Raw genomic sequence first — 22208 nt, forward strand, 5'->3', positions numbered from 1 at the left:
ATAGCTGAAGCCTGTAATAATCAATCGAATGGTTTGGTCGAAGCCCTTGTAATTTATAAAAGAATTTGAAGAACAATTAGGCCCGAGATTTCAACTTGTCTACAGATCTGATAAATGCTGAAAGCATTTTTGAAATTTCAGCAAGCTGGTCATATAGGTTGCCAACAGTCGAATCAGAAAGCAGACCTCTCCTAGCCATGACTTGCAGAATTGCAAAGCATTCAAACGCGGAACCGCGGGCTATCCAAAAAAATTGACGCTTTTTCCCTTTGTGCCATCTACCATTCCCCTCGGCGATATTGAGCGGAATGGATAACGAGGCACGCTCCATCTGATCTCGAAGGGATCTTGAGCAGTTGGAACCCAAACTGTCCAGTACCTGATTGATGTTGTCATTCCAGTCAATTGCAGCTTTGTAAACTTTTGGATCTTCGAATGAAAAGGCCATAGGTATCTCCTCTATCCACCCTAAACGATCATCTTGTGCTAACGAGCTTTAGCTCGTTCGAAGTTTCGTACATAATGTTGTGAGTTGGAAGTGACATCAGATTTCAGAGGAGGACATCTATCAACCCCTCTATCTACTCTCAACAAGCTACTCATGCTCCAGTTTCGCTAAGATGATAGTTGAGAGTAGATAGAGTAGTTTCGCAAGCGAAACTGGTGGAGGCGGCGGGAATCGAACCCGCGTCCGAATGTGGGCAGACAAAGGCTACTACATGCTTAGATCCTAGATTTATCCTCCTGCTACAGGCGCCCGAGGCAAGCTACTGTAGCCGCAGCCTGATTGATGTCCCATGAGTTCTACAGGCGGAAGACTCTCAGTGGTAAGCCAACGGATAGTACGTCTAGCTAGGAGTGTTGGCATCTCCTAGGTCAACGTAGCAGAACTTAAGCTGCTAAAGAGTAATCGTTGCCGATTAACATTTGAAACGCGTTTATAACCGGGTCACGTTACCACCCCGGACATGCTCCTTAAAATCGGCTTCCACACCCGTCGAAACCAGTGCGCCCCCATAAGGGAGAAAGCCGTAACTGCTCGAAAGCAGTGGAACCAATGTTTATAGAAAATCTTCCTCTAAAAGCAAAGGAAAATCGGAACATCATGTCCCCTGAATTGGTGACATTACCGACAACCCGGTGCAATGGGCAGGTCTTCGGAAGGTTTAATATGTCTATATGGCTTATTTGTGAGGAGGATCTTCCCGACTCAGATGTAGCTGTTCACCAGTGTTTGTAGGTTGGCGTCTATTTTATCTAGCCTTATGCAATACTCCTCCAGCTGGCCTGTCCATACCTGGGATATCATGGGCGAACGGCAGGAGTAATCAGAGAAAAAGAAGCTGGATAGATTGAGCAACCTTTATTTTCAATGTAGGTGAGAGCCCAGTGTGCTACTGCCAGCTCTGCCAACAAAATTTTGCCATGTTTAAGCTAGAAGGGGTCGCTGAGTTCTGGTCAAACTGCAATCAATATGTTGATTGCTCTGTGACTTAGTTTTAACGATAGTTGGATTAAAGGTCACCATCGATAAGGATTTGAAACTAAAATCGTACGTCGAGCCACTCATGCTATTACGACAACTCGTCAGCTTTCAGCTGGCCTGATGACAACTGAAGAATGAGTACAAAGTTTTACGACAAAGCCAATGAATCGGCTTGTCGGATCGATGGGAATAACCTGTTGCTGATTGAAGGTAATTTAACGCTAACAGAACATATTTATCGCTAGATTAATTCAATGGTTTGTGTAGAGTCCTAGCGAATTTGGGGTATGGAAGTATGCCTATGAACTATATGCTGTAAACAGATTATTGACTAATATAAAGTCGAAATTTTAGGAGTCCAAAAGTGCTGAAAGAAAGTATTGCAATAGCGTCTATGTTAATGTCTTCAGTCGCCGTATCACAAGCAGATGACGAGGCTAATCGGAGCAAGACATCAGCAGATTGGAGAAGTGAGAAACCTTTTACCGTAGGGGCTGAACTAGGTTGGTTTGTTTTTCCTATTTCAGGAGCTGGAGCTCGCATTGGTTACAATCTTAATCCAAATTTGAATGTAGGATTTCGGTTTGCTGCAGGTGAGTGGGATGCTAGCCCCTTAGTTTCAGAAGGGATTTATACCACAATAGATACTTTCACTTTGGATGCGAGCATAGTGGAAGTGGATGCGAAGTGGTTTGTAGGCAATAGCTTCTATTGGAGAGTTGGTTTAGGTCAAAGGCAAATCAACTCTGACATCTCTGTAACTGATCAATATGATGGAACTAATATTACTGCGACTCTAGAGTCAACATCGTCTGCGGTCAGTATTGGTCTGGGCAACATATGGACTTTGGATTCAGGTTTATACCTAGGTGGCGAATGGATCGCTGCTAGCATTCCGCTAGGATCGAGTTTCTCCTCAAGCGTAACTTCTAATGCGATTACTGATGAAGACCTGCGTGATCTTGTAGAGGATATGGAGGAGGTTTCTGAGGATTTTGGAACTGTGACAACCTTTGGGCTTGCAACTTTCTTGATAGGCTATCAATTCTAGCATTATACTAAAATTTACCCTTATACTAAAATCTACCCTTATGAATTCACCTTCGTTCGAAATTGAGCATTAATTGAATCTTTTTTGTTGGGAAGGTGGATTCAGCTATATGTCCTCTCCACAGCCTATGAGCTGGTGACTTGTTGCTATGATCAACTTCCAATAAGTCTATATAAAGGCTCCATCCAAACTCCCCAAGAGGATCATCTTGAATAAGAAACTTATAACAATCAACGGAACCAGCCTTGCCGGCAAGTCAACGGTGTGCCGGGAACTACTGAAACAAACGAAGTCATCTGCGTGGCTCGATGGGGATTGGTGTTGGATGATCAACCCCTTTCATGTCACCGAAGAAAATAAACGAATGGTCGATCGCAACGTATCATTTCTTCTTAGGTCTTACTTATTCAATTCAGCGATCGAAACTGTGTTTCTGTCCTGGATACTGGATAAGGATGAAATATTTGATAACATCCTTGGTCCTCTTAAGGGTATGGACTTTGAGGATCACAGGTTTACGCTACTAGCCCCTCCTGAAACGATCCGCGAAAGAGCGAAGTTGAGAGGAGGTTGTAGTGCAGAATGGATCGAACAAACGATTCGTCGTCAAGAAAGCTACTTGAAGCTCTCAAGTATTAAAATTGACGGAAACCAATCACCAGCCAAGATTGTATCTGAGATAACTGCATATCTGAAAAAATAATGGCGTTGCATTAATTGTTGTTGTGATATGTTGTAAGGTTATAAGAACGACAAAAGAAGAGTTAATCAAGGTAACGGAGAAAATTGTGAACTTATCTCAGGCCATTCCACTCATTATGCTGATGGCCATAGCAAAAACAGCATTTTCTAAGCAGGAAACTATCAAACTCAAACACAATCTGGAGATCGCAAAAATAGAGAACAACGTCTATGTTGCAACAGATCACGAGTTCTACCAATCCAACTCGCTAATTATCAAGATGCAAGATCGATCGGTGGTAGTGGTGTCCTCTCCCTTCGAAAATCTTGCAACAGAAGAGCTAGTTAACTGGATCAAAGGGAATTTAAACCCCAAAAAAATGATTGCTATCAATCCGCACTTTCATCGTGATGGCACTGGTGGCAATTCAGTGTTCGGAAAATACGGAATCGAAACATGGTCAAGCGATTTAACGATCGATCTTAGAAAAAAGGCCAACATGGTTGATCCGAAAAAGGCAGCGGCATTCTATAAAGATCCAGATTTAAGACAAAGGATTTTGAATTCGCCAGTGAAGTCAGCCAGAAATAGCTTTCCTATCAAAGAGGGAAAAGAGTTTTCTTTCTCTGGTGAAACCGTCAAAGTTTTCTTTCCTGGTCCAGCACACTCTCCAGATAACGTGGTGGTGTATTTTCCTCGGCAAAAGATCTTGTTTGGTGGTTGTATGATCAAGCCAGCCAGCCTTGGGTATCTAGGTGATGCTGATGTACGTGCATGGCCTTCTTCTGCAAAGCGACTCAAGCAATTCGATGTGAAACTCGTTGTTCCAGGTCATGGTCGATGGGGAGATGCATCTCTTATCGACAAAACCATTAGTGTTGCTCTCATGGCGTCAGATGCATCAAAGTTAAATCGCTAAAAGTATAGCGATTTTGGGTATTGACTAAATTCTAGGTTAGCCTTTAGCTGCACTTGATAATAATTGAAGGTGCTATCGATCCTGCAAGCCCTTACCTTTCAATATCTGGGGCTTACACTTCTCAATACGAGCCTCTCGCGTCTTAACCTGCTTGGCAGACGAAAAATGAATTTGATATCCCCGTTGCCGACCAGGGGTGAGGCCTTCAAATGCCTTTTTGAATGCTTTGTCTTTCTTAAAAGCATTAAGAAGCTCTTCAGGGAGGTCAAGCTGTTCAGAGGGTGGGGCGACCTTAAGACCAGCTTCAGAAATTTTTATGGCTTCTTTGATATAGCTTTTAATCACGGGCTTAAGTTTTTCTACCTCTGTCTCTGAGGTAAAGCGCAGCTGGCGACCCACTCGCGAATTAGCGCCTATATCATGCAAGACTTGCTTGGAGTCTTTCAGGAGAGAGCCTTTGAAAAACATCAGTGCTAGATATTTTTTGAAGCTTTGTATAATGACGATATTTTTATCATCGTGTGAGTAGCAGGGTTGGCGCCATTTCAGTTCCTCGGATAGGCCGCAGTCTAAGATAATGTTGCGAAGCTTTTTCGCTTCTTTAAGCCAGTCATTCGGCTCTTTGAAATAGTGGTCGAGTTCAGGATTTTTTTTAGTAACAGCCATACGGTTTATCCTTGAGTTTGCCCAGGCTTTGAAAGTACCAGTCATTGCATGATATTATACCGAAGCCCTGGCTTTTAAAACAGAGATATCGCTCTCGAACAAAAGTATTCAAATAAAAATCGCTGCTTAATCCAAATCTGTAGGTCATTGATAGAGCTGGGGAGAGCGATCTCCAGTCGAGCTGAAAGTGTCAACAACGTAAGATTTGTCCGTCTGGAAATTAAACAGCTTGCTGTGATTGCACTCAAACTCATATCCAAAAAAGGGCGAAATAACAACTACTAACACGTTCAGGCGCAGCGCTGATTTCCGCAGATGGTGGTGGAATGATCCGTGCAAAGCTCGCATTAGAAAATTCAATGACCAAACAACCAAAGGAAGACGAATGAAGACTTTGAACGCGGTAGCTGTCCTGCTTTTTATCACTGCTTGTCAAAATGCTCCTGAAGAGACCAATGAGTTCTCCAAAACGAAACTATCTGTCGAGCTTCAAGAACAAGGCGAAGGCATCCAGCTAACTGATCTTCAAGCGCCTCTCGCGTACGTATCAAAAGCTGAGCTATGGTGCGATGATGCTCTTCGGACAGAACTTGAATTTACAAATGATAGCAAGTCTGTAGAGTTATTCTCAGGGCTTGATAATTGTGAGCTACACCTTAAGGAGTTCTACTTTGGCGGAACTTATAAAATCGGTGAATTACACAGCGAAGGTATTTACCAGTTCGATCTTCGTGATGAAGCTACCAATGACTTGATTGATCGCAAGCTTGTTCGTTCTGTGCAGCCAATCTATTACGCACTTCCTCAGGATCAGTGCCGTGAGCAGTGTCCAGAAGTTAGAGAAGCACAGGTTACTTTCCCACACAGTGTTTTAGATATTAAAAAAGAAGTTCTTGTTAATGACGTGAGCTTTAGCAAGCTTGAGGTTGGTCTTGAAGAGGAACCAGCTCCAATGTGTGAATCGGTTCATGCAAAGTTTGTAGAGTCTACAAATCCATTTGAAGCTCCATTTTTGGAAGTTGAGCTCAACAACTGCCTCAATACCATCAATACCACAGACCTTGAGTTTGCAGTGGGTCCAACGAGTCTAGATCAGGATGGAAACCTTCCAGTAAATATCACTGTAGTTGATGCGTTGAATGCCGTTGACAACTTCCCAGTTGTTGCAGAGCAGGATGGTAACAACTATAAGATCACGTTTACCTTTCAAGATCTTAAAGACAACTTTACTGATACCAGCGTTCTAACCTACCTTACTTTTGATTACGCAGTTGTGATCAAGAACAAAGGCGGTATCTCGGGCCTAGTTTACTTGCTCGAAAATGAGTGTGAGTTAATTGGTGGTCTAACACCTTTACCTTAAGCCTTGAATATAGCAGGATGCAGGGACTCCGATTCCCTGCTCCTCGGCTTTCTTAGTCTCTCCAGCCATTCCAATCTCCTTAAATTCAGCAGTAAGTCCGTGTGCATCGCTCGGGTTTTCAGGTCATTCTCCGTTTTCAGCGATCAAGCTGACTCCCCTACCGTGAGAAATACTTATGGAAGCATTCAATTTCGATGGTACCCTGGTTTTAGAATCCATAGCACATGATTGTCTCGATGATTTTGGGATGCTGTGGATCGAGACGACTCTGTCGAGACGAAATGACTTATGAAGGCTGTGGGTCTCCATGCACAGGTTAAGCCTTGTGTTTGAGTCTATAGAGACCGGCTCGACTTGTGATACCATAATGAATATTGCCGATGTGGCACGTGTGATAAAGGGCTGGAGATGATGGAGACAGAGAAACCGGAAGAGCTACCAGCCGATGGGCAGGAAACCATGTCTCTAGGGCGTGATAGCCACGGCCTTGTGGACGGTCAGATTCCAGCTAGCCCTGAGGATGAAGACGATAGAGATACCCAAAATTTGGTTTTTACGGTGCCTGTGGACCACTCGGGAACCTCGGTCTATTTGAAAGGTTGGCTCCAACCAGAGTCACCCTTCCCTCCGTTGGTTTTGGTTCATGATCTTGGCGAAAATGTTCGTATGTATAAAAACTTCGCCAAGGAGTTGGGAGACAAGGGCTTTCATGTTTATGGCTTCGACCTTCGCGGCCATGGGCGATCTGGTCGACTGCTAGGCTACGTTCCCCACTTCGAGTCCCTGGTTGACGATCTCCTACAGGTGGTTGCATGGATACGTTACAAATCTAACCGCCAACTACCTATCATTGTTGGACAGGGAGTTGGTGGTTTGATAACCATATTCTTTCATAAGAAATACCCTGAGTATGTCCGCCAATGCGTATTGGTTGCTCCAGTGATTAGCGAGGGGGACACCATGTCTCCATTCTATCGAACATTTATCCGAACCATGGCAGAGATTGCTCCACGCATGAGGCTGCCACGAGCAATTGTTCCTCAGTTTTTATCCCTAGGTGGAACGGAACCTAGTAAGAAGCAGCAAAAATTTCAAGGCATTACCTTGAATTTTGCCAAAGAAGTGATGAATGCTATCGGCGAGGTGCCTCAGGCGATCACAGCGTTCAACAGCCCTGGAATGATCATTGCGCCTCAGCAAGTCGGTCGTTACGATCTCAAAGCTCTAAAAGAAATGCTCAGCGGCCTGGAAAGTGAGTATGATATTTCTTTGGTTGAAGTGTCTAATATTGGTACCCAGCCCCTGACGACCCAAGAGGAGCTTCTTGTGGTCTTGGATTCCATCTATCCCTGGCTGGAAGAACAATTGGGAACTTCGATAGAAAGGTAACTATGGATCCCCTACTGGTTCGGCACCTTAAACGTATCAATGCTATCCGCTTTTCCCGTGAGTCTATATCATTTTTGATTCGTGCAGTGCGGAGCGTACTATTCTCATTAATTCTAATGACGGTATGGGCATCTCTCGATCCAAGAAACCAAGATGCTCAGCTTCTAGTGGGATTTATCAGTCTTGTTACCTTCTTGGGACTGAGCTTGCGTTGGCAGAATCAACGCATCGGGGCTGACGAAACATTGAAGTCCCTGGAGATAAATTATCCTAAAGTCGATGTGTCCGCCTTTAGCTTGCGAACAGAACAAAGATGCAATGTAGCCTGGACTCAGAACCTAAAGCGCTCTCAAAACGATTTTTTTAGAGAGAATGCCCGCATTCTTGCTTTTAAGGCATCAACATTGATTTTGCCGACCATGCTATGGATATTGGTCTCACAAATCTCTCCAGGTGCAGTTAGCACTGCGATCTACAGTATGAAGAAAGTAGTTGCTCAGCTTAATCAAGGCACTAAGCTTTATGTGATCGAGGGGCAGGCGAAAGAGGCTGACCCGAATGAGTATATTCTGTCAACAAGTCAGGTAGCCGAGTTTGATCTTCTGGAGCAAAATCGAGTGGAAATTCGCGTGGTCACGAGCCAGGGTGAAAAACCGTATGTTGTTGTCCAGCCAAAGAACTCCGATTTGAAGCAAACCTTCCGACTGACCCCCATTAAATCAGAAGATGCTCGTGAAGCTCAATGGGTTCATAGCATCACCTTCAATGTTCAGGATGATTCAGAATTGTTTGTTTCAAGCGTTTCGGGCACGACTCCAGCAGCTCGTATCAATGTCAAGCGACTCCCTGTGCCGCGGGTGGCATTGAAGCCCACACGACCTCTTCAAGACCCATGGCCAGATGAAAAGCCACTGTCTTTAGAGATCGATGTTGAGGCAGAAAACCCCTTGCAGTTGGTGCGCTTGCTGATCCGATCTGAAGGGCAAACCCATGAAGAGCTCGTGAGCAATGTTCTTGCTGACGATAAGAAGGATCTGAATACTAAGTACAGCCTCTTGCTAGAGAGCTATGTCCAGCGAGATATGGCAACCATAGAAATTGTTGCGGAAGCAATTGATCGCCATTTACCTAACCCACTTATCGGGCGGAGTCAGCCCCTGATTGTGCGTACAGCATCTGCCTATGGGCGCTACCGGGAAACATTGAATACTCTGCGACAGGTGAAGGAGGTGATGGACCAGGCTCGTTCAACGGATGCGAAAGAGCTAGACCAGCAGGCGGCAGAACTCATGGCCAAGGCCAATAACCAAGCAGAGGAGTCGCCCTTTTTTGATGGTTTAGACCGTCATACCCTGCGCATGCTACAGTCGGAGGTCGATAATTTAGCTCAAGAGCTTGACAGCGATCGCCTCCTGCAAACCAGTGAAGAACTCAATCGATTCCTGTTTGAGCATGAAACTCTCGATGATCGGGAACGCGATCGTGATTTCTTTGTGGCGGCTCGATCTCTGTCGCGCCTCGTTGAAAAGCCTAAGGCTGAAAGGCCTCTTGACGTTGGCACAGTTACTGATCGGCTGAAGTCTTTTCTCAAAGAGCGCGAGCAAAGGTGGCAAGTGCGCACCAAGTATCTTGATAATCAGGCCATCCCCCCTCAATGGCAAGAGGTCTCCCAAGGTTCATTTCAAAAGGCGATGGATCGCGTAGCGCAGCAGGCTCAAAATGATAAAGGGACACAAAAGGCCTTGCAAGAGCTGTCTCAGACAGTTGCCGACTACAGGCAATGGATCGAGGGCCTAGAGAAGGCTGAGGATGCTAGCCGTCAGAAAGATGAGCGTAAGCGGCAGAAAGGACTTGCCGACGGGCGCAAGATTCTGCGAGAGCTCCAGAAACGCCAATCGAAAATTTCATCGGGGCTAGATCGTGCTGCCACCAAGAATGAGGGAGAGCTCTCGGATCAGTGGGGTTCGTTGAGGATGGACCAGAACGCCAATATCAAGCAAACTGGCTCATTGGAAGCGCAGCTAAGGTCTTTATCCCCTCAAGCCTCAGACCGGATTAAAGCTGCGCTGGAGGCCATGAAGCTCACCGTTCAAGCTGGCAATGAGGATGCTTTTATTCAGGCGGAAACGTCTTCTGATATGGCGGGTCGCCTGTTGAGACAAGCAGACAACGCTGCAAGGAAGTCTCAGAGACAGCAGCAGCGTCGGGGGCGCCGGCGTCGTGTTACCAGTGACCAGTACTACGGCAGTTCCGTGGCTGGGGGAGACGTGGAGATTAGGCGGGAATATGAAGTCAATCGCCGCTATCGTGAAGATGTTCTAGAAGAGGTTCGCCGAGCCCGCAATGTTGAAGGGCGGGACAAGCAGCTGCTCGAAAACTATCTGCGCAAGGTCATCCGCTAGCCGTGGTCTTATTTTCTCGGTCTGCGGGGCTCGATGTGCTATAGCTCCCCTCTAAGGGGCATATATGGAAAAAAAATTTAAGAAATCGATTCTCTCCAAGCCGCAGGCCTTTCTAATCGAACCACCTGCTGGCTTAAGTCAATTTTGCATGGAAGAGCTGAAGGATCTGCTTCAAAAGCGGCTCTACCCTTCGAAGTATCTTGAAGAGCTAACAGAAACTGACAAATATATTCATCTAACAAACACAGATTTTAGAACTGCGATCGAGGTAGTGTTTCGTAGCCGTCTTTGTCGTGACCTATGGTTTGTGTTAGGCGATCGGCATGTGGGAAGCTTTGGCGAGCTGGAACGGGTCGTTGCGAAGCTGCCCTGGGAGCTGTTCTCAGATTCGGGTGCAGCCTTTAACGTGGATGTGCAGTCCTTTCAAAGCAAGCTCTATCATGAGGGTAAAGTTCGTGAGCTGGTTGCACAGACTCTAGGAGCACATGGCATGAAGCTTAGCACAGCTAAGGATGGTTTGTGTCTTCGTCTGCTCCAGACCAAAAATCGGCTCCAGATCTTATTATCCCTTGCTGGTGAAAAACTATATAAGCGAGGGTTTAAGCCTCACACAGCGACTAAAGCCCCTCTCCAAGAAACCTTGGCAGCGGGCTTGCTATGGCCTTTGCGTCATCACAAGTATAATCGAGTCCTGGTGCCCTTTGCTGGTAGCGGCACTCTAGGTTTCGAAGCGATTATGCAGCTAAAAGGATATTGGCCAGGTTCTTTAGGCCGCACCTTCCATGTGGAAAGCTTCCCCGGAACACCCCAAAGCACGGTCGATTTTCTGAAAGCCAAGAGTCCGATCACCGATCCTAGCTCATGGGATCTAGCCATGGATTTCATCGAGATGGATCTTGAGCAGGTCAAAGAGCTTCAATCAAACTCTTCAGCATTTAGGCAGCAGCTGATGATTGAGCAGGATTTTAACGTGATTTGTGACGACTTTTTCAAACTTGATGTAAGTTTTCAAGCAAGCGAGCGGGTCCTGATGCCTTTAAATCCGCCATATGGTCTGAGGCTTGGCCACGGCTCAGAGGCAAGCTATGGTTTTTTTGCTCGTCTGGCCAAGCGTGTGCTCGCACTATCTTCTAAACCACAGGCTCTTCAGGGTTTCTGCATGCTCCCGGATGAAAAGTCTTACAGTCTGTTTCGGCAGATCATCGGCGGAGGCTACGAACAAACGGTGCATATTAATCAAGGAGGGCGTCATGTTAGAGTGCTTTATTTTAGCTGGGAGAAATAGACTGGAAATTTGCTTTGGGCTGTCTTAGAATCCGACGTTCGATTTAATCTACTCTAGATTCGAGAGGAAACCATGGCTGCAAAGAAAGATTATAAGATTACTAAGAAGCGCAACGGTCGTTATGCAGTGCGCGATGCTTCCGGTTCCCAGCTAAACGGAACCGATAAAGTAAAGGTTCTGCTTGAAAAAGGGCTGATTAAAACTGGCTTGCCAAAAGAAGCTCCAGCTGAGGACGCTGAGGGTGGCGAAGGCTAGGTGCTTTGTGGGGGCTTCCCCACACCAAATTAAACCACTTTTTGCTCGTCCATCCCAACTTCGATTTCCCCCGATTCAGCCATCGCCAATGCCTTAGCCACAATTGTTTTTTGAGCATCACGAACGTCGCTTAGCTTTTGAGGTCCTCTCGCATCCATGTCATCTTTCAAGTTGTCAGCAGCGCGACTCGATAGATTGCTGAAGACGAGGTCCAGCAGCTCTTGATTCGCATCTCTTAAAGCTAGTTCCCAAACACTACGATCAACAGCCTTAAAGAGGCCTTGCATGCTTCGATTATCGAGTTTGCTAAGATCCGCAAATGTGAACATATGCGACCGGATATCTTCGCTTAGATCAGGGTCTCTCTCATCCAGTCGATCGAGAATATCGTTGCGAGTATCGTCCATGGCGTTGAGAATAGCAGCGGCTTTTTCTGGTCCACCGATCTTACGGCTTGAGAATCCCATGCGTTCCACCTCATCTCTAATCATGTCATTAATTTCTTCGATAATTTCGGGTGCGACCTTATCCATGCGAGTCACCCGTTGGATCACCTCTACCTTGAGTGCTTCTGGTAGCAGTTTCACGATACTGCCTGCTTTTGCCGGGCCAGCATGGGCTAGCACCAAAGCGATGGTCTGTGGATGTTCATTTGCAATCACTCGATAAAGGGTCTGAGCATCGGCCAACTCCACTGCAGGCATCGTTGGGTTAGCGTGGGCCAGGTCACGAATGATATCTTGCCCGAAATCTGAATTGCCAAAGGCTTTTTCTAGCGCATTCCTGGCGAATCCAAAGCCGCCTTTAAATAGATCGGGTTCGTTGGACTTTAGAATCTGATGAAATTCGTTGAGTACAATATCCATAGTATCTTGGTTCACACGACCGACACGGCTCAGCGCAGCACCCACCTTTTTTACATCGTTGGCCTCCATGTGACGAAAGATCTCGGCAGCAATGTCCTCTCCAAGGGCCAGCATGAGAATCGCTGTTTTTTCGGTTGCGCTGAGTTGTGTTGCATTCATCTAAAGCTCCTAAGCTCAATGGATTGTAAGTGATCGGAGGGGCAATAGGTGAACTTTAGAAAAAGAGAGGTTTAGATGGGAAAAGACCAAAGAAAAACCCCACGAAACGAAGTTCGTGGGGTCGATTGATTTGCAGGGTGAAACTACGAGTTGGCTGCTTCAGCCTTTTCGTTGTGTGGTGTAAGTAGATTCGTGGCAAATTCTTCCAATTTGAAAGAATCTACTTGGATCGCATCGTCTCGAGCAGCTTCAGCTCGTTGGACGAGATCGAAATCTTCCTTCGTGATCACGTTTGCTTCGAGAGCCTTCTTAGCGAGAGCATCTGGCTTGCCCCGTGGAAGTTTCTTCGCTTTGATCGCCTTAACGATTTTCTTGTAAACTCCGTTAGCTTCTGTAACCAGCTTGAGAGTGTGCTCGTAACGACCTAAAGCTTCGTTAACGTCGGTGGGAACGTAAACACCATAGGTAAGCTCATCACGTAGCTGACCAGGTTTGCAAAGACCAGCAGCGACTTTGCGGCCTAAATGGTCATTGGGCATGCCGCCAAAGCTGTTGAGACGAGACCAGATCTTAATGGGGCCACGGAAGAGTGGACGCAAGACTGGAATCTCGATGTTTTCATAGATACCGTCGAAGGCCTCTTGTATTTGGGCAAAGGCATACTGAAGAGCCCACTCAGCGTATGGCTGATGATCTTTCTTGCGACCCTCGGCTTCGAAGCGGTGAAGGGTTGCTGTTGCTAAGTACAACCAAGATAGAACGTCGGCATAGCGGCCTGTGATCTTCTCACGGAGTTTCAAGCCACCACCGTAGCTACCGAGTGCTAGGTCAGACATGAATGAGAAGCTGGCTGATGCCCAAGCGATCTTCCGGTAGTACTTCTTCATGGGGCCACCCGGTGTGGAAGCGAGTCGACCACGAGTGAGAGAAAGAAGCAAGGCACGGCATAGGTTTCGATTGACGAATCCAACGTGTGAGAAGAAGTTGTCGTCGAACCCTTTAACGTCACCGTCAGTTAGAGCCTTAAGCTCTTGGTAGGCATAGGGGTGACAGCGAATCACACCCTGACCAAAGATGATCATGGAGCGCGTTAGGATGTTTGCCCCTTCTACCGTGATACCGATGGGAGTTGAGATATAGCCGTTGGCTAGCAAGTTCCGCTTACCGCGAGAAATCGCAGCGCCACCGAGGATATCCATACCATCGTTGATAGCCTTCCGGAATAACTCTGTAGAGTTGTATTTTGCGATGGCAGAAACAACCGAGGGCTTGATACCGCTGTCCACAGCACCAACCGTAAAGATTCGTGATGCTTCGAGTAGATAGGAGAAGCCACCGATACGTGCCAGTGGCTCTTCGATCCCTTCAAACTTACCAATCTCAAGGCCGAACTGCTTACGAATTGCAGAGTAGGCACCAGCAACCCGTGCCACATACTTGGCGCCACCGGTACTTTGAGCTGGTAAAGAGATTGAGCGCCCAACTGCCAGACATTCCATCAGCATTTGCCAACCACGACCCGCGTAGTCAGGGCCACCTATGATCTGATCGATGTCGACGACCACATCGTTACCAGATGTTGGGCAGTTATAGAACGGAACGCCCATAGGGTTATGACGTTGGCCTAGAACCACGCCGTCAGCTTTAGAAGGCACAAGCAAGCAAGTGATGCCCAGATCTTCACCCTTGCCGAGGTGGTTATCCGGGTCACGAAGTTTCACCGCGAGACCAAGAACTGTTGATACGGCAGCTAGGGTGATGTAACGCTTTTCCCAGTTGAGTCGGATCTTCAGGGAACCATCGTCATCTTTAAAAACGACACCAGTGGATTGCATGCCACCAGCATCCGATCCAGCTCCTGGCTCAGTGAGTGCAAAACATGGGATTTCACGACCATCTGCCAAGCGTGGTAGGTAATGATCTTTCTGAGCCTGAGTTCCGTAGTGGGCGAGTAGCTCGGCAGGGCCAAGAGAGTTCGGGACCATGACAGTGATTGCTAGGGGACCAGAACGAGTCGATAATTTAGCAACAACTTCGCTGTTGGCGAGTGCTGAGAAGCCAAGACCACCATATTCCTTCGGAATGATCATGCCGAAGAACTTTTCCTTCTTGAGGTAGTCCCAAACTTCTTGGGGAAGGTCTCCGTCTTTGTAGACTTCCCAATCGTCAACCATGGCACATACTTTCTCAACAGGGCCGTTGAGGAATTCAGTGATCTCACCAGCTGCCTTTTTGTATGGCTCGCGAGCGAGAGCTTTAAAATCGGGCTTTCCTGAAAGCAGCTCTTTATCCACCCAAGTTGATCCCGCTTCGAGTGCGACTCGCTCGGTTTCAGAAATCTCAGGCAAGATGTTGAGCTTCTTTAAAATGCCCACGATTGTGTTCGTGATGAGTATCCTGCGGATAGGCTTCACCAACAAAATCACAAGGGGAACGCCCACAATGATCCAAACGATCGGATGCGCTCCAAAGAGGAACAGAACAGCTGCTGCAAACACAGTCCAAACAATGAGTTTGGCGCCAACGAAGCCTAGGGTCAACGCCCCAAGCACGGCCAAAATCGCTCCCACGGTGGGGTAGCTCTCAGCCAAAATACCATTTAATTCCATGCGAACTCCTACAAAAATGTGTTATCGATTCCCCATAGACGATTCTCGCCAACACGCCACCCCGCTCTAGGCTCATTTGGTTGTGCCCCCAAATTTTCAAGTGAACGTTTTAGTCTTCGAGTCTAGGAGAGCCTCACAGTGCTCCCCACTATACAATGATTTTTCGGAAGTATCGAATATTTAGTTTAATAAGCTACGCTTATGTAACTCTATTAAAACTGAGATTTTTCAAATTTTACTTGTAGTTTGGCCGGTTAATTGCCCTACGAAAAGCCTTACGGTGCAACAATATTGCACCTAAGTATGGCTTATCTCTAGCACTAGTAAAAGTACGTATTAAGAATCAGCTTTACTCTCGTAGGAAGCAACGATCAGATTTTCGAGGTAATCATGAGGTTTTTCCAAGGCTTCCGCGGGTATCGAAAACTCTTGAATGCCTCGTCGTTGGTGGATGAGCTTCAAGCCGTGCTCGTAGCCTTCGAAGCAGCGATGGAGAGTTTCGGAAATCTCATCAAGGTTTTCGCTCCGAGCCCATAGCTTTTGTTTAAAATCATTAAGCAGACGCAGTTTGATTTGTGTATCGTCATAAAACTTCTGTTCGAAGCTTGAAAACAGTATGAGAACCTCATCAGAAAACGATTGGGACTGCAAGGAATCAAGGAGTAGTTTTAATTCTTGCTGTGGTTTGCGGATCATACTGGGAGTCAAGGTTAGGGACTCAATGTCTGTAGATGGAAGCTCGAACTTATAGTGACGCAGAACTCTTTCACAGACTGTCATGAGAGAACGAGCACCGGTTTTTTCTACCGCAGCTTGTGCGGCAATTTCTTCAATACCATCATCTTCTACGTTGAGGTTGATACCGTACGCCTTAAACGAGTCTTGATACTGCCTGAGGATCGAGCCTTTGGACTGTGTGAGAATGCGGGCTAAGTCGTTTGCATCTAGGTGGTCGCAAGCAACCCGAACCGGTAAGCGACCAATGAACTCAGCTTCGAAGCCGAACTCTAGAAAATCATCCGTTGTAGCTTCGTGGAGAAGAGATCCTTCGGCTGAGCTTGTTTGTTCCGTTCGGTGGAAGCCAATAGGACTTTCTTGGAGACGTTTTGATATGATTTCGTTCATTCCACCAAAAGCGCCCGATACGATGAACAAGATATGCTTGGTGTTAATCTTTGAACTTTTCTTTGATCCAGACTGCATCTCCATAAAAGCTTGCATCTGGGAATGGATATCGTTGCCCGACTTTAGGTCCACATCACAATCTTCCATCAACCTCAGTAGACCGAATTGGACTCCTCGGCTATTCACATCCCGCGTGCCTTGGCCAGCTCGTGAGGCAATTTTGTCGGCTTCATCAAGGTAGACGATTCCGAAGCGAGCCTTGTCGAGATCTCCATCAGCCTTAGCGACAAGATCACGGATGACATCATCGACATTAGCGCCAACGTAACCAGTTTCACTGAATCGGGTCGCATCGGCCTTGACGAATGGCACGCCAATCAAGTCGGCGACCTTCTTTACGAGATATGTTTTCCCCACACCAGTCGGACCAAGAATGAGTACATTCTGTTTGGCATAGTCATAATCTTCCGAGACCAGAGATGAGCGTGCATGGTTATAGTGATCACAAACTGCAATGGCCAAGGCTTTTTTGGCCTCGTCTTGTTTGATCACATACTTATCTAAATAGTCTTTTATTTCTCGGGGGGTATAGTTAAACTGAAGAGGGTCGTCATCGCTAGCAGTGGCGTCATCAACGTCTTCCTGGGCTTCGTTTTGCTCGAAGTTAGGTGAGAATATTTGCACTGATCCGCCGAAGCGTTGTCGTACAAAATCTTCGAATTCTTTTTGAACTTCCTCGGGCTTAGGTGGCTTTTTGTCTGTCATGGGACTCTCAATAGAACTTAAACGAGCCTTCAAGACATAACACAAAATAGAATCAGGAGTAAAAACCAATGATCGCAAAAAAGCTGGTTTTCTCAGGTCATGTACAAGGTGTTGGCTTTAGGTACAGAACGCTGCAACTAGCGCAACAATTTGCCGTAGTGGGGACGGTGCAAAATCTGAAGGATGGAACCGTAGAGCTGAAAGCTCAGGGAAGCGATGAAGAGCTTCAACGCTTCTTTTCCTCTTTGAAGGAAACAATGTCTAAAAACATTCGAAATGTTGAAAGCCGGGATATTCCGACCTTTGACTCTAATACATTTGAGATTCTGTCTTAACCCTGCCCGGTGACGAATGCGATGTATCAGAAAATCTGTATCAGTTACTCATAAGCATCAGAGCGCGATCCGCCTTTTCCGAAAGCGCTCGCCCGGCTTGGTTGAGGTTTAATCGCGAGCCAACCCTGTCAAAAAGCTTTATTTGAAAAACATCTTCAATTTTCCGAAGCCGATGGCTAACGGCAGGAGGAGTAAGCCCTAGGATCTGAGCGCCTGTCGACGGTCGGCCTCCGTTAAGTAAATGCTGGAGCAAGATGAGGTCATCAATATCCAGCATACGTAACTTCTTGTACTTCTCGTTCTGACTCTCCATGAGTACCTCCCCAATGTGTGTATCTCAAACTAGCAATGTGCAATAGGCGGATGATTTCCCCCTATTGAATCCAAAACTGGCCAAGAGGTCAACTTATATTCTAATTTAAATATTCTGCGACGTTCCATGGGAAATTTTTAACACAGCCTTTAGGTTGGATTTTGATATTTATATCAGTGAGTTACTGAATGTCTGAGTCACTGATTGTAGGGTTTGTAAAAAGTGAGCTTGCCAATACTTGACGAACGGCATCCTCATATCCTAACTTAGGGTCAAATTGAGTTGTTGATATCATCACACAAATGCTCCTTTAGCCTGTAGTACAACACTGCGTTCACACTAAGACTAATCAAAGATAATTCTTTGAATGGGTGTACTATGGACATTTTTCGCTACACAGATTACAGGGATATCCTTCGTGAGGAACTCGTACGAAGGGTGCAGCAAAACCCCAACTATTCACAGGGGGCTTTTGCCCGGGACATTTCATTAACCCCTAGCCGCTTGTCAGAGATACTTAACGGCAAGCAAGGAATCTCGGTGCGAGTAGCGATTGATATCGCGAAGCATCTAAAATTTTCCGAAGATCAGTGCAATTTTTTCGGCGATCTTGTGGAAAGTCAGCATGGCAGAAGCCGTTTGTCTCGAGAATCGGCTCGTGCTCGACTTGACCGCTATCGCCACTCAAGAACGTTTTCGACAAGGCTTGAAGCGATCCAAGAGCTACTGTCGAAGTGGTACTACTTGGGCATTTTAGAACTTATCAAGGTTGAAGGCTTTGCAGTCACCCCCGAGGCGATCGCGACTGCACTCAAAATCGATTTGCAAGAAGCAGATCGAGCTCTCAATCGACTCAAGGACATGGGGCTATTAACGGTAAACTTCGGTCAATACCAACGATCGAGTCATCAAAACGGCGTGTCTGGCAATCTTGGTGATCCAGGCTTGCTGAAGTTTCACTCGCAGATGATCGATCTAAGTTTACGTCAGCCTCATAAACAGGACGAACAGCATGTCCATGATTTCATTATGTCCATTGACTCTAGCAAGTTGTCTTATTTGCTAACTTACCTGAAGGAGTCGTTGGAATATTTCGTGGGTAGGGCTGATGATGGTACGAAAAAGGATTCAGTCTACGGACTTTCTGTGTCTTTTTTCCCCATAAGTGCTGAGGCACCGGCAAAAACTTAGTGTGTATCGGGACTGAGTTGGTTATTACATAGGAGTTGCTAATCAATTCGAGGGTCCTATTTTGGCTAAGTTTCTTGCTCTGTTTATCCTGATCCAAAGTCAAATCTCTTTCGCTGGTAGAATTGCGTTTCTCGGAGATAGCATCTCGACAGGAGGGGCCGCCCACCCCTACCTAGCTTTGGAGCCTGAAAGGTTTCGCAAAGTTTTCTTGGGAGAGGTCCCTATCGAGCCTGATAGGTCCTATAGAAAAATGATTTCTGACTTGGGCTATAGTTACTCCGATACACAGGCACCGATTCGGCTGCGTCGATCCTATAGAGAGTTTCAACATCCTGCATTTTGGTTTTTCGACAATCTCTGGACGAGCTTTGGGGCTGAGTTCTTAGATGCTGAAGAGTACGCTTGGTCTTATCTATTGGGAAGACGATTGGGCTATCAAAGCAACGAGATTCTCATCGCTGCGAGAGATGGAGAAAAGATGTCTCACGGTGTCAGACAGGTCGATAGAATTCTCGATTACACAGAAGGTGTCCTGCCTGAAAAACTGTTTATATTTTTTACTGGTAACGATTTGTGCGGTCCAACCATTGAGCACGTGACATCCAGTGATGATTTTGAAAGCGAGCTGAGAGATCTCCTGCGGTACTTAAAAGTAAACGGCATACCAGCGCCGGGAGGCACGACTGTTTATGTCATGAACCCTGTTGGTATTATCCAGATTGCAACGTCCTCAAAAATCCTATCCCACCGGGTGCCTTACCAAGGCAAAGAGCTAAGTTGTAAAGAAATTCAAACTTTAGATCCGGCTAAGGTAGCTCAGGAAAATTCAAGTTCTCAATTAGCACAGGCTGATTTTTTAGATCTGGTGATCAACTCCATTGCCAATTCGCCGGCAGGATATTGTATGACCTTATTCGCTATTCATAAGGGTGACACCCAAATGCAGATTGCTCTTAGCAATCGTATTCAAGACTATCGCAAGAGTATTACTAAACTGGTCAAAGAGTTTAGTGATATGGCTGGTACTGACATTTTGTTTAAGCAGCTTACCTCAACAAACGATATCTTGTTTGAGGGCGATGAGATGGCCAATGACTGCTTTCATCTTGCTTTGAAAGGTCATCACAGGATTGCGGACTCGATCTTCAACGAACTCAAGAAATAAAGAAGGGAGCTACCATGCTCCCTTTCACCATTTAGCGCTCAAGTTTCGCGTACCGAACTCTCTTAGGAGTGAGGCTGTCGACTCCCAGCCGTCGCTTTCGATCTTCTTCATACTCTGAGTAGTTGCCTTCGTACCAATAAACTTCACTATCTCCTTCAAAAGCCAGAATATGTGTGGCGACCCGGTCAAGGAACCAGCGGTCGTGACTAATCACGACAGCACAGCCACCAAAGGCCAGTAAGGCGTCTTCAAGTGCTCGCAGAGTTGCAACGTCGAGGTCGTTGGTAGGCTCGTCAAGTAACAAGACATTTGCTCCAGATTTGCACAACATAGCTAGTTGAATGCGATTGCGTTCACCCCCAGAGAGAGCACCTACCTTCTTTTGTTGATCCTGGCCAGTAAAGTTGAAGCGTCCTACGTAGGCACGTGCGTTGACTTCCAATCTGCCGAGTTGAATAACTTCTTGGCCTTCCGATATCGCTTCGTAAATGGTTTTGTTTGGATCTAGAGCAAGCCTAGACTGCTCCATGTATCCAACCTTTGCCGTCGCGCCGACACGGAAACTACCCGAATCAGGTTCTTCCATACCGGTAATCAGCTTGAAGAGAGTTGTTTTACCAGTACCGTTAGCTCCCACAATACCGACAATGCCACCAGCAGGTAAAGAAAAGCTCAAGTCCTTATAAAGGAGCTTATCTTCGAATGACTTGCTGACGCCGCTGGCTTCGATCACCACATCACCCAATCGAGGGCCGGGCGGAATATATAGTTGCAGATCTTTTTGAAGAGCTTCGTTTCCTTGATCCAAAAGTTTCTCGTAGGCAGTGATCCGAGCCTTATTTTTTGCCTGCCGAGCTCGGGGGCTCATATTGATCCACTCAAGTTCCTGTTGCAGGTTCTTGCGTCGCTTGTCTTCAGACTTAGCTTCTTGAGCAAGGCGCTTTTCCTTTTGATCAAGCCAAGAGGAGTAGTTGCCTTTCCAGGGAATTCCTTGGCCGCGATCGAGTTCTAAGATCCAGCCAGCTACGTTATCTAAGAAGTAGCGATCGTGAGTGACCGCTATGATGGTTCCTTTGTAGTCTTGCAAGTGCTTTTCTAACCAGTGAACCGATTCAGCATCTAAGTGGTTCGTAGGCTCGTCTAGTAATAGAATATCTGGCTTCTGGAGAAGCAGGCGACAAAGAGCTACGCGGCGACGCTCACCGCCCGATAGGTGATCAACAACTTGATCCTGTGGAGGGCAGCGAAGGGCATCCATAGCAAAGTTAAGGCGGTCATCTAGTGTCCACGCATCGTGTCGATCGAGAAGGTCTTGCACTTCAGATTGTCGAGCAATCAGCTTGTCCATTTCTTCAGGGCTCATCTCTTCTGCGAATTTAAGATTGATCTCTTCGAACTCCTTTTGAAGATCGACAATCTCCTGAACCCCTTCTTCGACAATCTCGCGAACTGTCTTGCCTGCTTCCAAATCCGGCTCCTGGGCGAGATAGCCAATCGAGTAGCCGTCGGAAAGTACTGTCTCTCCAGCAAACTCTTCGTCGACCCCTGCTAAAATTCTTAGCAATGTACTTTTACCGGAACCGTTGTGACCAAGAACGCCGATCTTAGCTCCATAGAAATATGAAAGATAAATATCCTTTAGAACCGTTTTTGTACCATGTGTCTTACTGACACCGACCATTGAGTAGATAATGGTTTTATCTGACATAAAAGCACCCAACTATATAGATCATTAAGGTTTGTCTGGAATAAGTAGTCCTGGCTACTCTACGATCTACTCTTATGTCATCAAACGAGGCAGAAATCCACGGGTCTATCTATAGGGTATACGGAAGCCCTTATAGGTATGCATTAGCAGTAGCTACGCCAAGAGCCCTAATTAAAATGAATCAGTAAAGATATTTAAGAGAATGGATGCAGATGTGTGTGATCATAACTCTCCATAATTATTGAGTATAAATTTCGAGGCAAATAAAATTGAGAAAAACTTAACTTTCTGAAGAAAAACATTTGACTAAAAGCATCGAACCCCGTAGAACACTTTCTCACCGGCGGAGATCACGCAGCAGCGAGAAACAACCAGCGGTAAGTTCTTTGAAAACTGAATAGCTAAAGACGCAAAAGAATTACAAACGTCAATTTCGAGGAATGATGAGCAATCATCATCCTGTCATCTGGAGGC

General features: G+C 46.3%; 18 protein-coding genes and 1 other RNA gene. 11 read left to right on the forward strand and 8 right to left on the reverse strand.

Annotated features, from left to right (window positions below; genetic code table 11):
* Nucleotides 1–76: 76 nt before the first annotated feature.
* Complete coding sequence (locus B9N89_RS18385; RefSeq protein WP_132321303.1) at nucleotides 77–448, reverse strand: four helix bundle protein; 372 nt, start codon at nucleotides 446–448, stop codon at nucleotides 77–79.
* Between the two features lie 213 nt (nucleotides 449–661).
* Nucleotides 662–1016, reverse strand: a transfer-messenger RNA (tmRNA) gene (ssrA, locus tag B9N89_RS18390).
* Between the two features lie 834 nt (nucleotides 1017–1850).
* Here ssrA and B9N89_RS18395 point away from each other — a divergent pair.
* From B9N89_RS18395 to bla, 3 genes are all read left to right on the forward strand, one after another.
* Nucleotides 1851–2537: a hypothetical protein gene (locus B9N89_RS18395; RefSeq protein ID WP_132321301.1), complete on the forward strand. Its 687-nt coding sequence runs from the start codon at nucleotides 1851–1853 to the stop codon at nucleotides 2535–2537.
* A 208-nt stretch (nucleotides 2538–2745) separates the two neighbouring features.
* Nucleotides 2746–3240, forward strand: coding sequence for an AAA family ATPase (locus B9N89_RS18400; protein ID WP_132321299.1), 495 nt, complete (start codon nucleotides 2746–2748; stop codon nucleotides 3238–3240).
* A 115-nt stretch (nucleotides 3241–3355) separates the two neighbouring features.
* Nucleotides 3356–4138, forward strand: coding sequence for a subclass B1 metallo-beta-lactamase (gene bla, locus B9N89_RS18405; RefSeq protein ID WP_132321606.1), 783 nt, complete (start codon nucleotides 3356–3358; stop codon nucleotides 4136–4138).
* Between the two features lie 72 nt (nucleotides 4139–4210).
* On the opposite strand, the gene B9N89_RS18410 is transcribed toward bla, so the two are convergent.
* On the reverse strand, nucleotides 4211–4804 hold the full coding sequence (locus B9N89_RS18410) for a YdeI/OmpD-associated family protein (RefSeq protein WP_132321297.1): 594 nt from the start codon (nucleotides 4802–4804) through the stop codon (nucleotides 4211–4213).
* A gap of 385 nt (nucleotides 4805–5189) precedes the next feature.
* On the opposite strand from B9N89_RS18410, the gene B9N89_RS18415 reads away from it, so the two are divergent.
* The 5 genes from B9N89_RS18415 to B9N89_RS18435 all read left to right on the forward strand — a co-directional run bounded on the left by B9N89_RS18415 (nucleotide 5190) and on the right by B9N89_RS18435 (nucleotide 11498).
* Complete coding sequence (locus B9N89_RS18415) at nucleotides 5190–6167, forward strand: hypothetical protein (RefSeq protein WP_132321294.1); 978 nt, start codon at nucleotides 5190–5192, stop codon at nucleotides 6165–6167.
* Between the two features lie 411 nt (nucleotides 6168–6578).
* Nucleotides 6579–7556, forward strand: a complete 978-nt coding sequence (locus B9N89_RS18420) for an alpha/beta hydrolase (protein ID WP_234996128.1) — start codon at nucleotides 6579–6581, stop codon at nucleotides 7554–7556.
* Between the two features lie 2 nt (nucleotides 7557–7558).
* On the forward strand, nucleotides 7559–9958 hold the full coding sequence (locus B9N89_RS18425) for a hypothetical protein (RefSeq protein ID WP_132321290.1): 2400 nt from the start codon (nucleotides 7559–7561) through the stop codon (nucleotides 9956–9958).
* A gap of 64 nt (nucleotides 9959–10022) precedes the next feature.
* Nucleotides 10023–11243: a hypothetical protein gene (locus tag B9N89_RS18430; RefSeq protein ID WP_132321288.1), complete on the forward strand. Its 1221-nt coding sequence runs from the start codon at nucleotides 10023–10025 to the stop codon at nucleotides 11241–11243.
* A gap of 72 nt (nucleotides 11244–11315) precedes the next feature.
* The gene (locus tag B9N89_RS18435; RefSeq protein ID WP_132321286.1) at nucleotides 11316–11498 is read left to right on the forward strand and encodes a hypothetical protein; all 183 of its coding nucleotides are present in this window, start codon (nucleotides 11316–11318) and stop codon (nucleotides 11496–11498) included.
* A 29-nt stretch (nucleotides 11499–11527) separates the two neighbouring features.
* On the opposite strand, the gene fliG is transcribed toward B9N89_RS18435, so the two are convergent.
* The 3 genes from fliG to B9N89_RS18450 all read right to left on the reverse strand — a co-directional run bounded on the left by fliG (nucleotide 11528) and on the right by B9N89_RS18450 (nucleotide 17022).
* Nucleotides 11528–12523 carry a flagellar motor switch protein FliG gene (gene fliG / locus B9N89_RS18440; RefSeq protein ID WP_132321284.1) on the reverse strand — a complete coding sequence of 332 codons (996 nt, stop codon included), beginning with the start codon at nucleotides 12521–12523 and terminating at the stop codon, nucleotides 11528–11530.
* Between the two features lie 143 nt (nucleotides 12524–12666).
* Nucleotides 12667–15132: an acyl-CoA dehydrogenase gene (locus B9N89_RS18445; protein WP_132321282.1), complete on the reverse strand. Its 2466-nt coding sequence runs from the start codon at nucleotides 15130–15132 to the stop codon at nucleotides 12667–12669.
* 336 nt (nucleotides 15133–15468) lie between these two features.
* Nucleotides 15469–17022, reverse strand: a complete 1554-nt coding sequence (locus B9N89_RS18450; RefSeq protein ID WP_132321280.1) for an AAA family ATPase — start codon at nucleotides 17020–17022, stop codon at nucleotides 15469–15471.
* 68 nt (nucleotides 17023–17090) lie between these two features.
* Here B9N89_RS18450 and B9N89_RS18455 point away from each other — a divergent pair, with 68 nt between their 5' ends.
* Nucleotides 17091–17357: an acylphosphatase gene (locus B9N89_RS18455; RefSeq protein ID WP_132321278.1), complete on the forward strand. Its 267-nt coding sequence runs from the start codon at nucleotides 17091–17093 to the stop codon at nucleotides 17355–17357.
* 40 nt (nucleotides 17358–17397) lie between these two features.
* Here the strand turns inward: B9N89_RS18455 and B9N89_RS18460 are convergent, their stop codons facing one another.
* Nucleotides 17398–17670, reverse strand: coding sequence for a LysR family transcriptional regulator (locus B9N89_RS18460; protein ID WP_200820745.1), 273 nt, complete (start codon nucleotides 17668–17670; stop codon nucleotides 17398–17400).
* Nucleotides 17671–18048: 378 nt separating this feature from the next.
* Between B9N89_RS18460 and B9N89_RS18465 the strand changes: the two genes are divergently transcribed.
* Nucleotides 18049–18861: a TIGR02147 family protein gene (locus B9N89_RS18465; protein ID WP_132321276.1), complete on the forward strand. Its 813-nt coding sequence runs from the start codon at nucleotides 18049–18051 to the stop codon at nucleotides 18859–18861.
* A 61-nt stretch (nucleotides 18862–18922) separates the two neighbouring features.
* A complete protein-coding gene (locus B9N89_RS18470) occupies nucleotides 18923–20026 on the forward strand; it encodes an SGNH/GDSL hydrolase family protein (protein ID WP_159455473.1) in 1104 nt (367 codons plus the stop codon).
* Between the two features lie 31 nt (nucleotides 20027–20057).
* Here B9N89_RS18470 and ettA read toward each other — a convergent pair whose 3' ends face one another.
* Nucleotides 20058–21734, reverse strand: coding sequence for an energy-dependent translational throttle protein EttA (gene ettA, locus B9N89_RS18475; RefSeq protein WP_132321272.1), 1677 nt, complete (start codon nucleotides 21732–21734; stop codon nucleotides 20058–20060).
* Between the last annotated feature and the right edge of the window lie 474 nt (nucleotides 21735–22208).

The organism is Pseudobacteriovorax antillogorgiicola (assembly GCF_900177345.1).
In the GTDB taxonomy this organism is placed as follows: Bacteria; Bdellovibrionota_B; Oligoflexia; order Oligoflexales; family Oligoflexaceae; genus Pseudobacteriovorax; species Pseudobacteriovorax antillogorgiicola.

Excerpts from the sequence above, each read along its gene's own strand:
- B9N89_RS18435 (WP_132321286.1), top strand. The coding sequence starts at position 11,316 with ATGGCTGCAAAGAAAGATTATAAGATTACTAAGAAGCGCAACGGTCGT.
- B9N89_RS18465 (WP_132321276.1), top strand. The coding sequence starts at position 18,049 with ATGGACATTTTTCGCTACACAGATTACAGGGATATCCTTCGTGAGGAA.
- fliG (WP_132321284.1), bottom strand. The coding sequence starts at position 12,523 with ATGAATGCAACACAACTCAGCGCAACCGAAAAAACAGCGATTCTCATG.
- B9N89_RS18430 (WP_132321288.1), top strand. The coding sequence starts at position 10,023 with ATGGAAAAAAAATTTAAGAAATCGATTCTCTCCAAGCCGCAGGCCTTT.
- B9N89_RS18455 (WP_132321278.1), top strand. The coding sequence starts at position 17,091 with ATGATCGCAAAAAAGCTGGTTTTCTCAGGTCATGTACAAGGTGTTGGC.
- B9N89_RS18410 (WP_132321297.1), bottom strand. The coding sequence starts at position 4,804 with ATGGCTGTTACTAAAAAAAATCCTGAACTCGACCACTATTTCAAAGAG.
- B9N89_RS18445 (WP_132321282.1), bottom strand. The coding sequence starts at position 15,132 with ATGGAATTAAATGGTATTTTGGCTGAGAGCTACCCCACCGTGGGAGCG.
- ettA (WP_132321272.1), bottom strand. The coding sequence starts at position 21,734 with ATGTCAGATAAAACCATTATCTACTCAATGGTCGGTGTCAGTAAGACA.
- B9N89_RS18385 (WP_132321303.1), bottom strand. The coding sequence starts at position 448 with ATGGCCTTTTCATTCGAAGATCCAAAAGTTTACAAAGCTGCAATTGAC.
- B9N89_RS18420 (WP_234996128.1), top strand. The coding sequence starts at position 6,579 with ATGGAGACAGAGAAACCGGAAGAGCTACCAGCCGATGGGCAGGAAACC.
- B9N89_RS18415 (WP_132321294.1), top strand. The coding sequence starts at position 5,190 with ATGAAGACTTTGAACGCGGTAGCTGTCCTGCTTTTTATCACTGCTTGT.
- bla (WP_132321606.1), top strand. The coding sequence starts at position 3,356 with ATGCTGATGGCCATAGCAAAAACAGCATTTTCTAAGCAGGAAACTATC.
- B9N89_RS18460 (WP_200820745.1), bottom strand. The coding sequence starts at position 17,670 with ATGGAGAGTCAGAACGAGAAGTACAAGAAGTTACGTATGCTGGATATT.
- B9N89_RS18450 (WP_132321280.1), bottom strand. The coding sequence starts at position 17,022 with ATGACAGACAAAAAGCCACCTAAGCCCGAGGAAGTTCAAAAAGAATTC.
- B9N89_RS18425 (WP_132321290.1), top strand. The coding sequence starts at position 7,559 with ATGGATCCCCTACTGGTTCGGCACCTTAAACGTATCAATGCTATCCGC.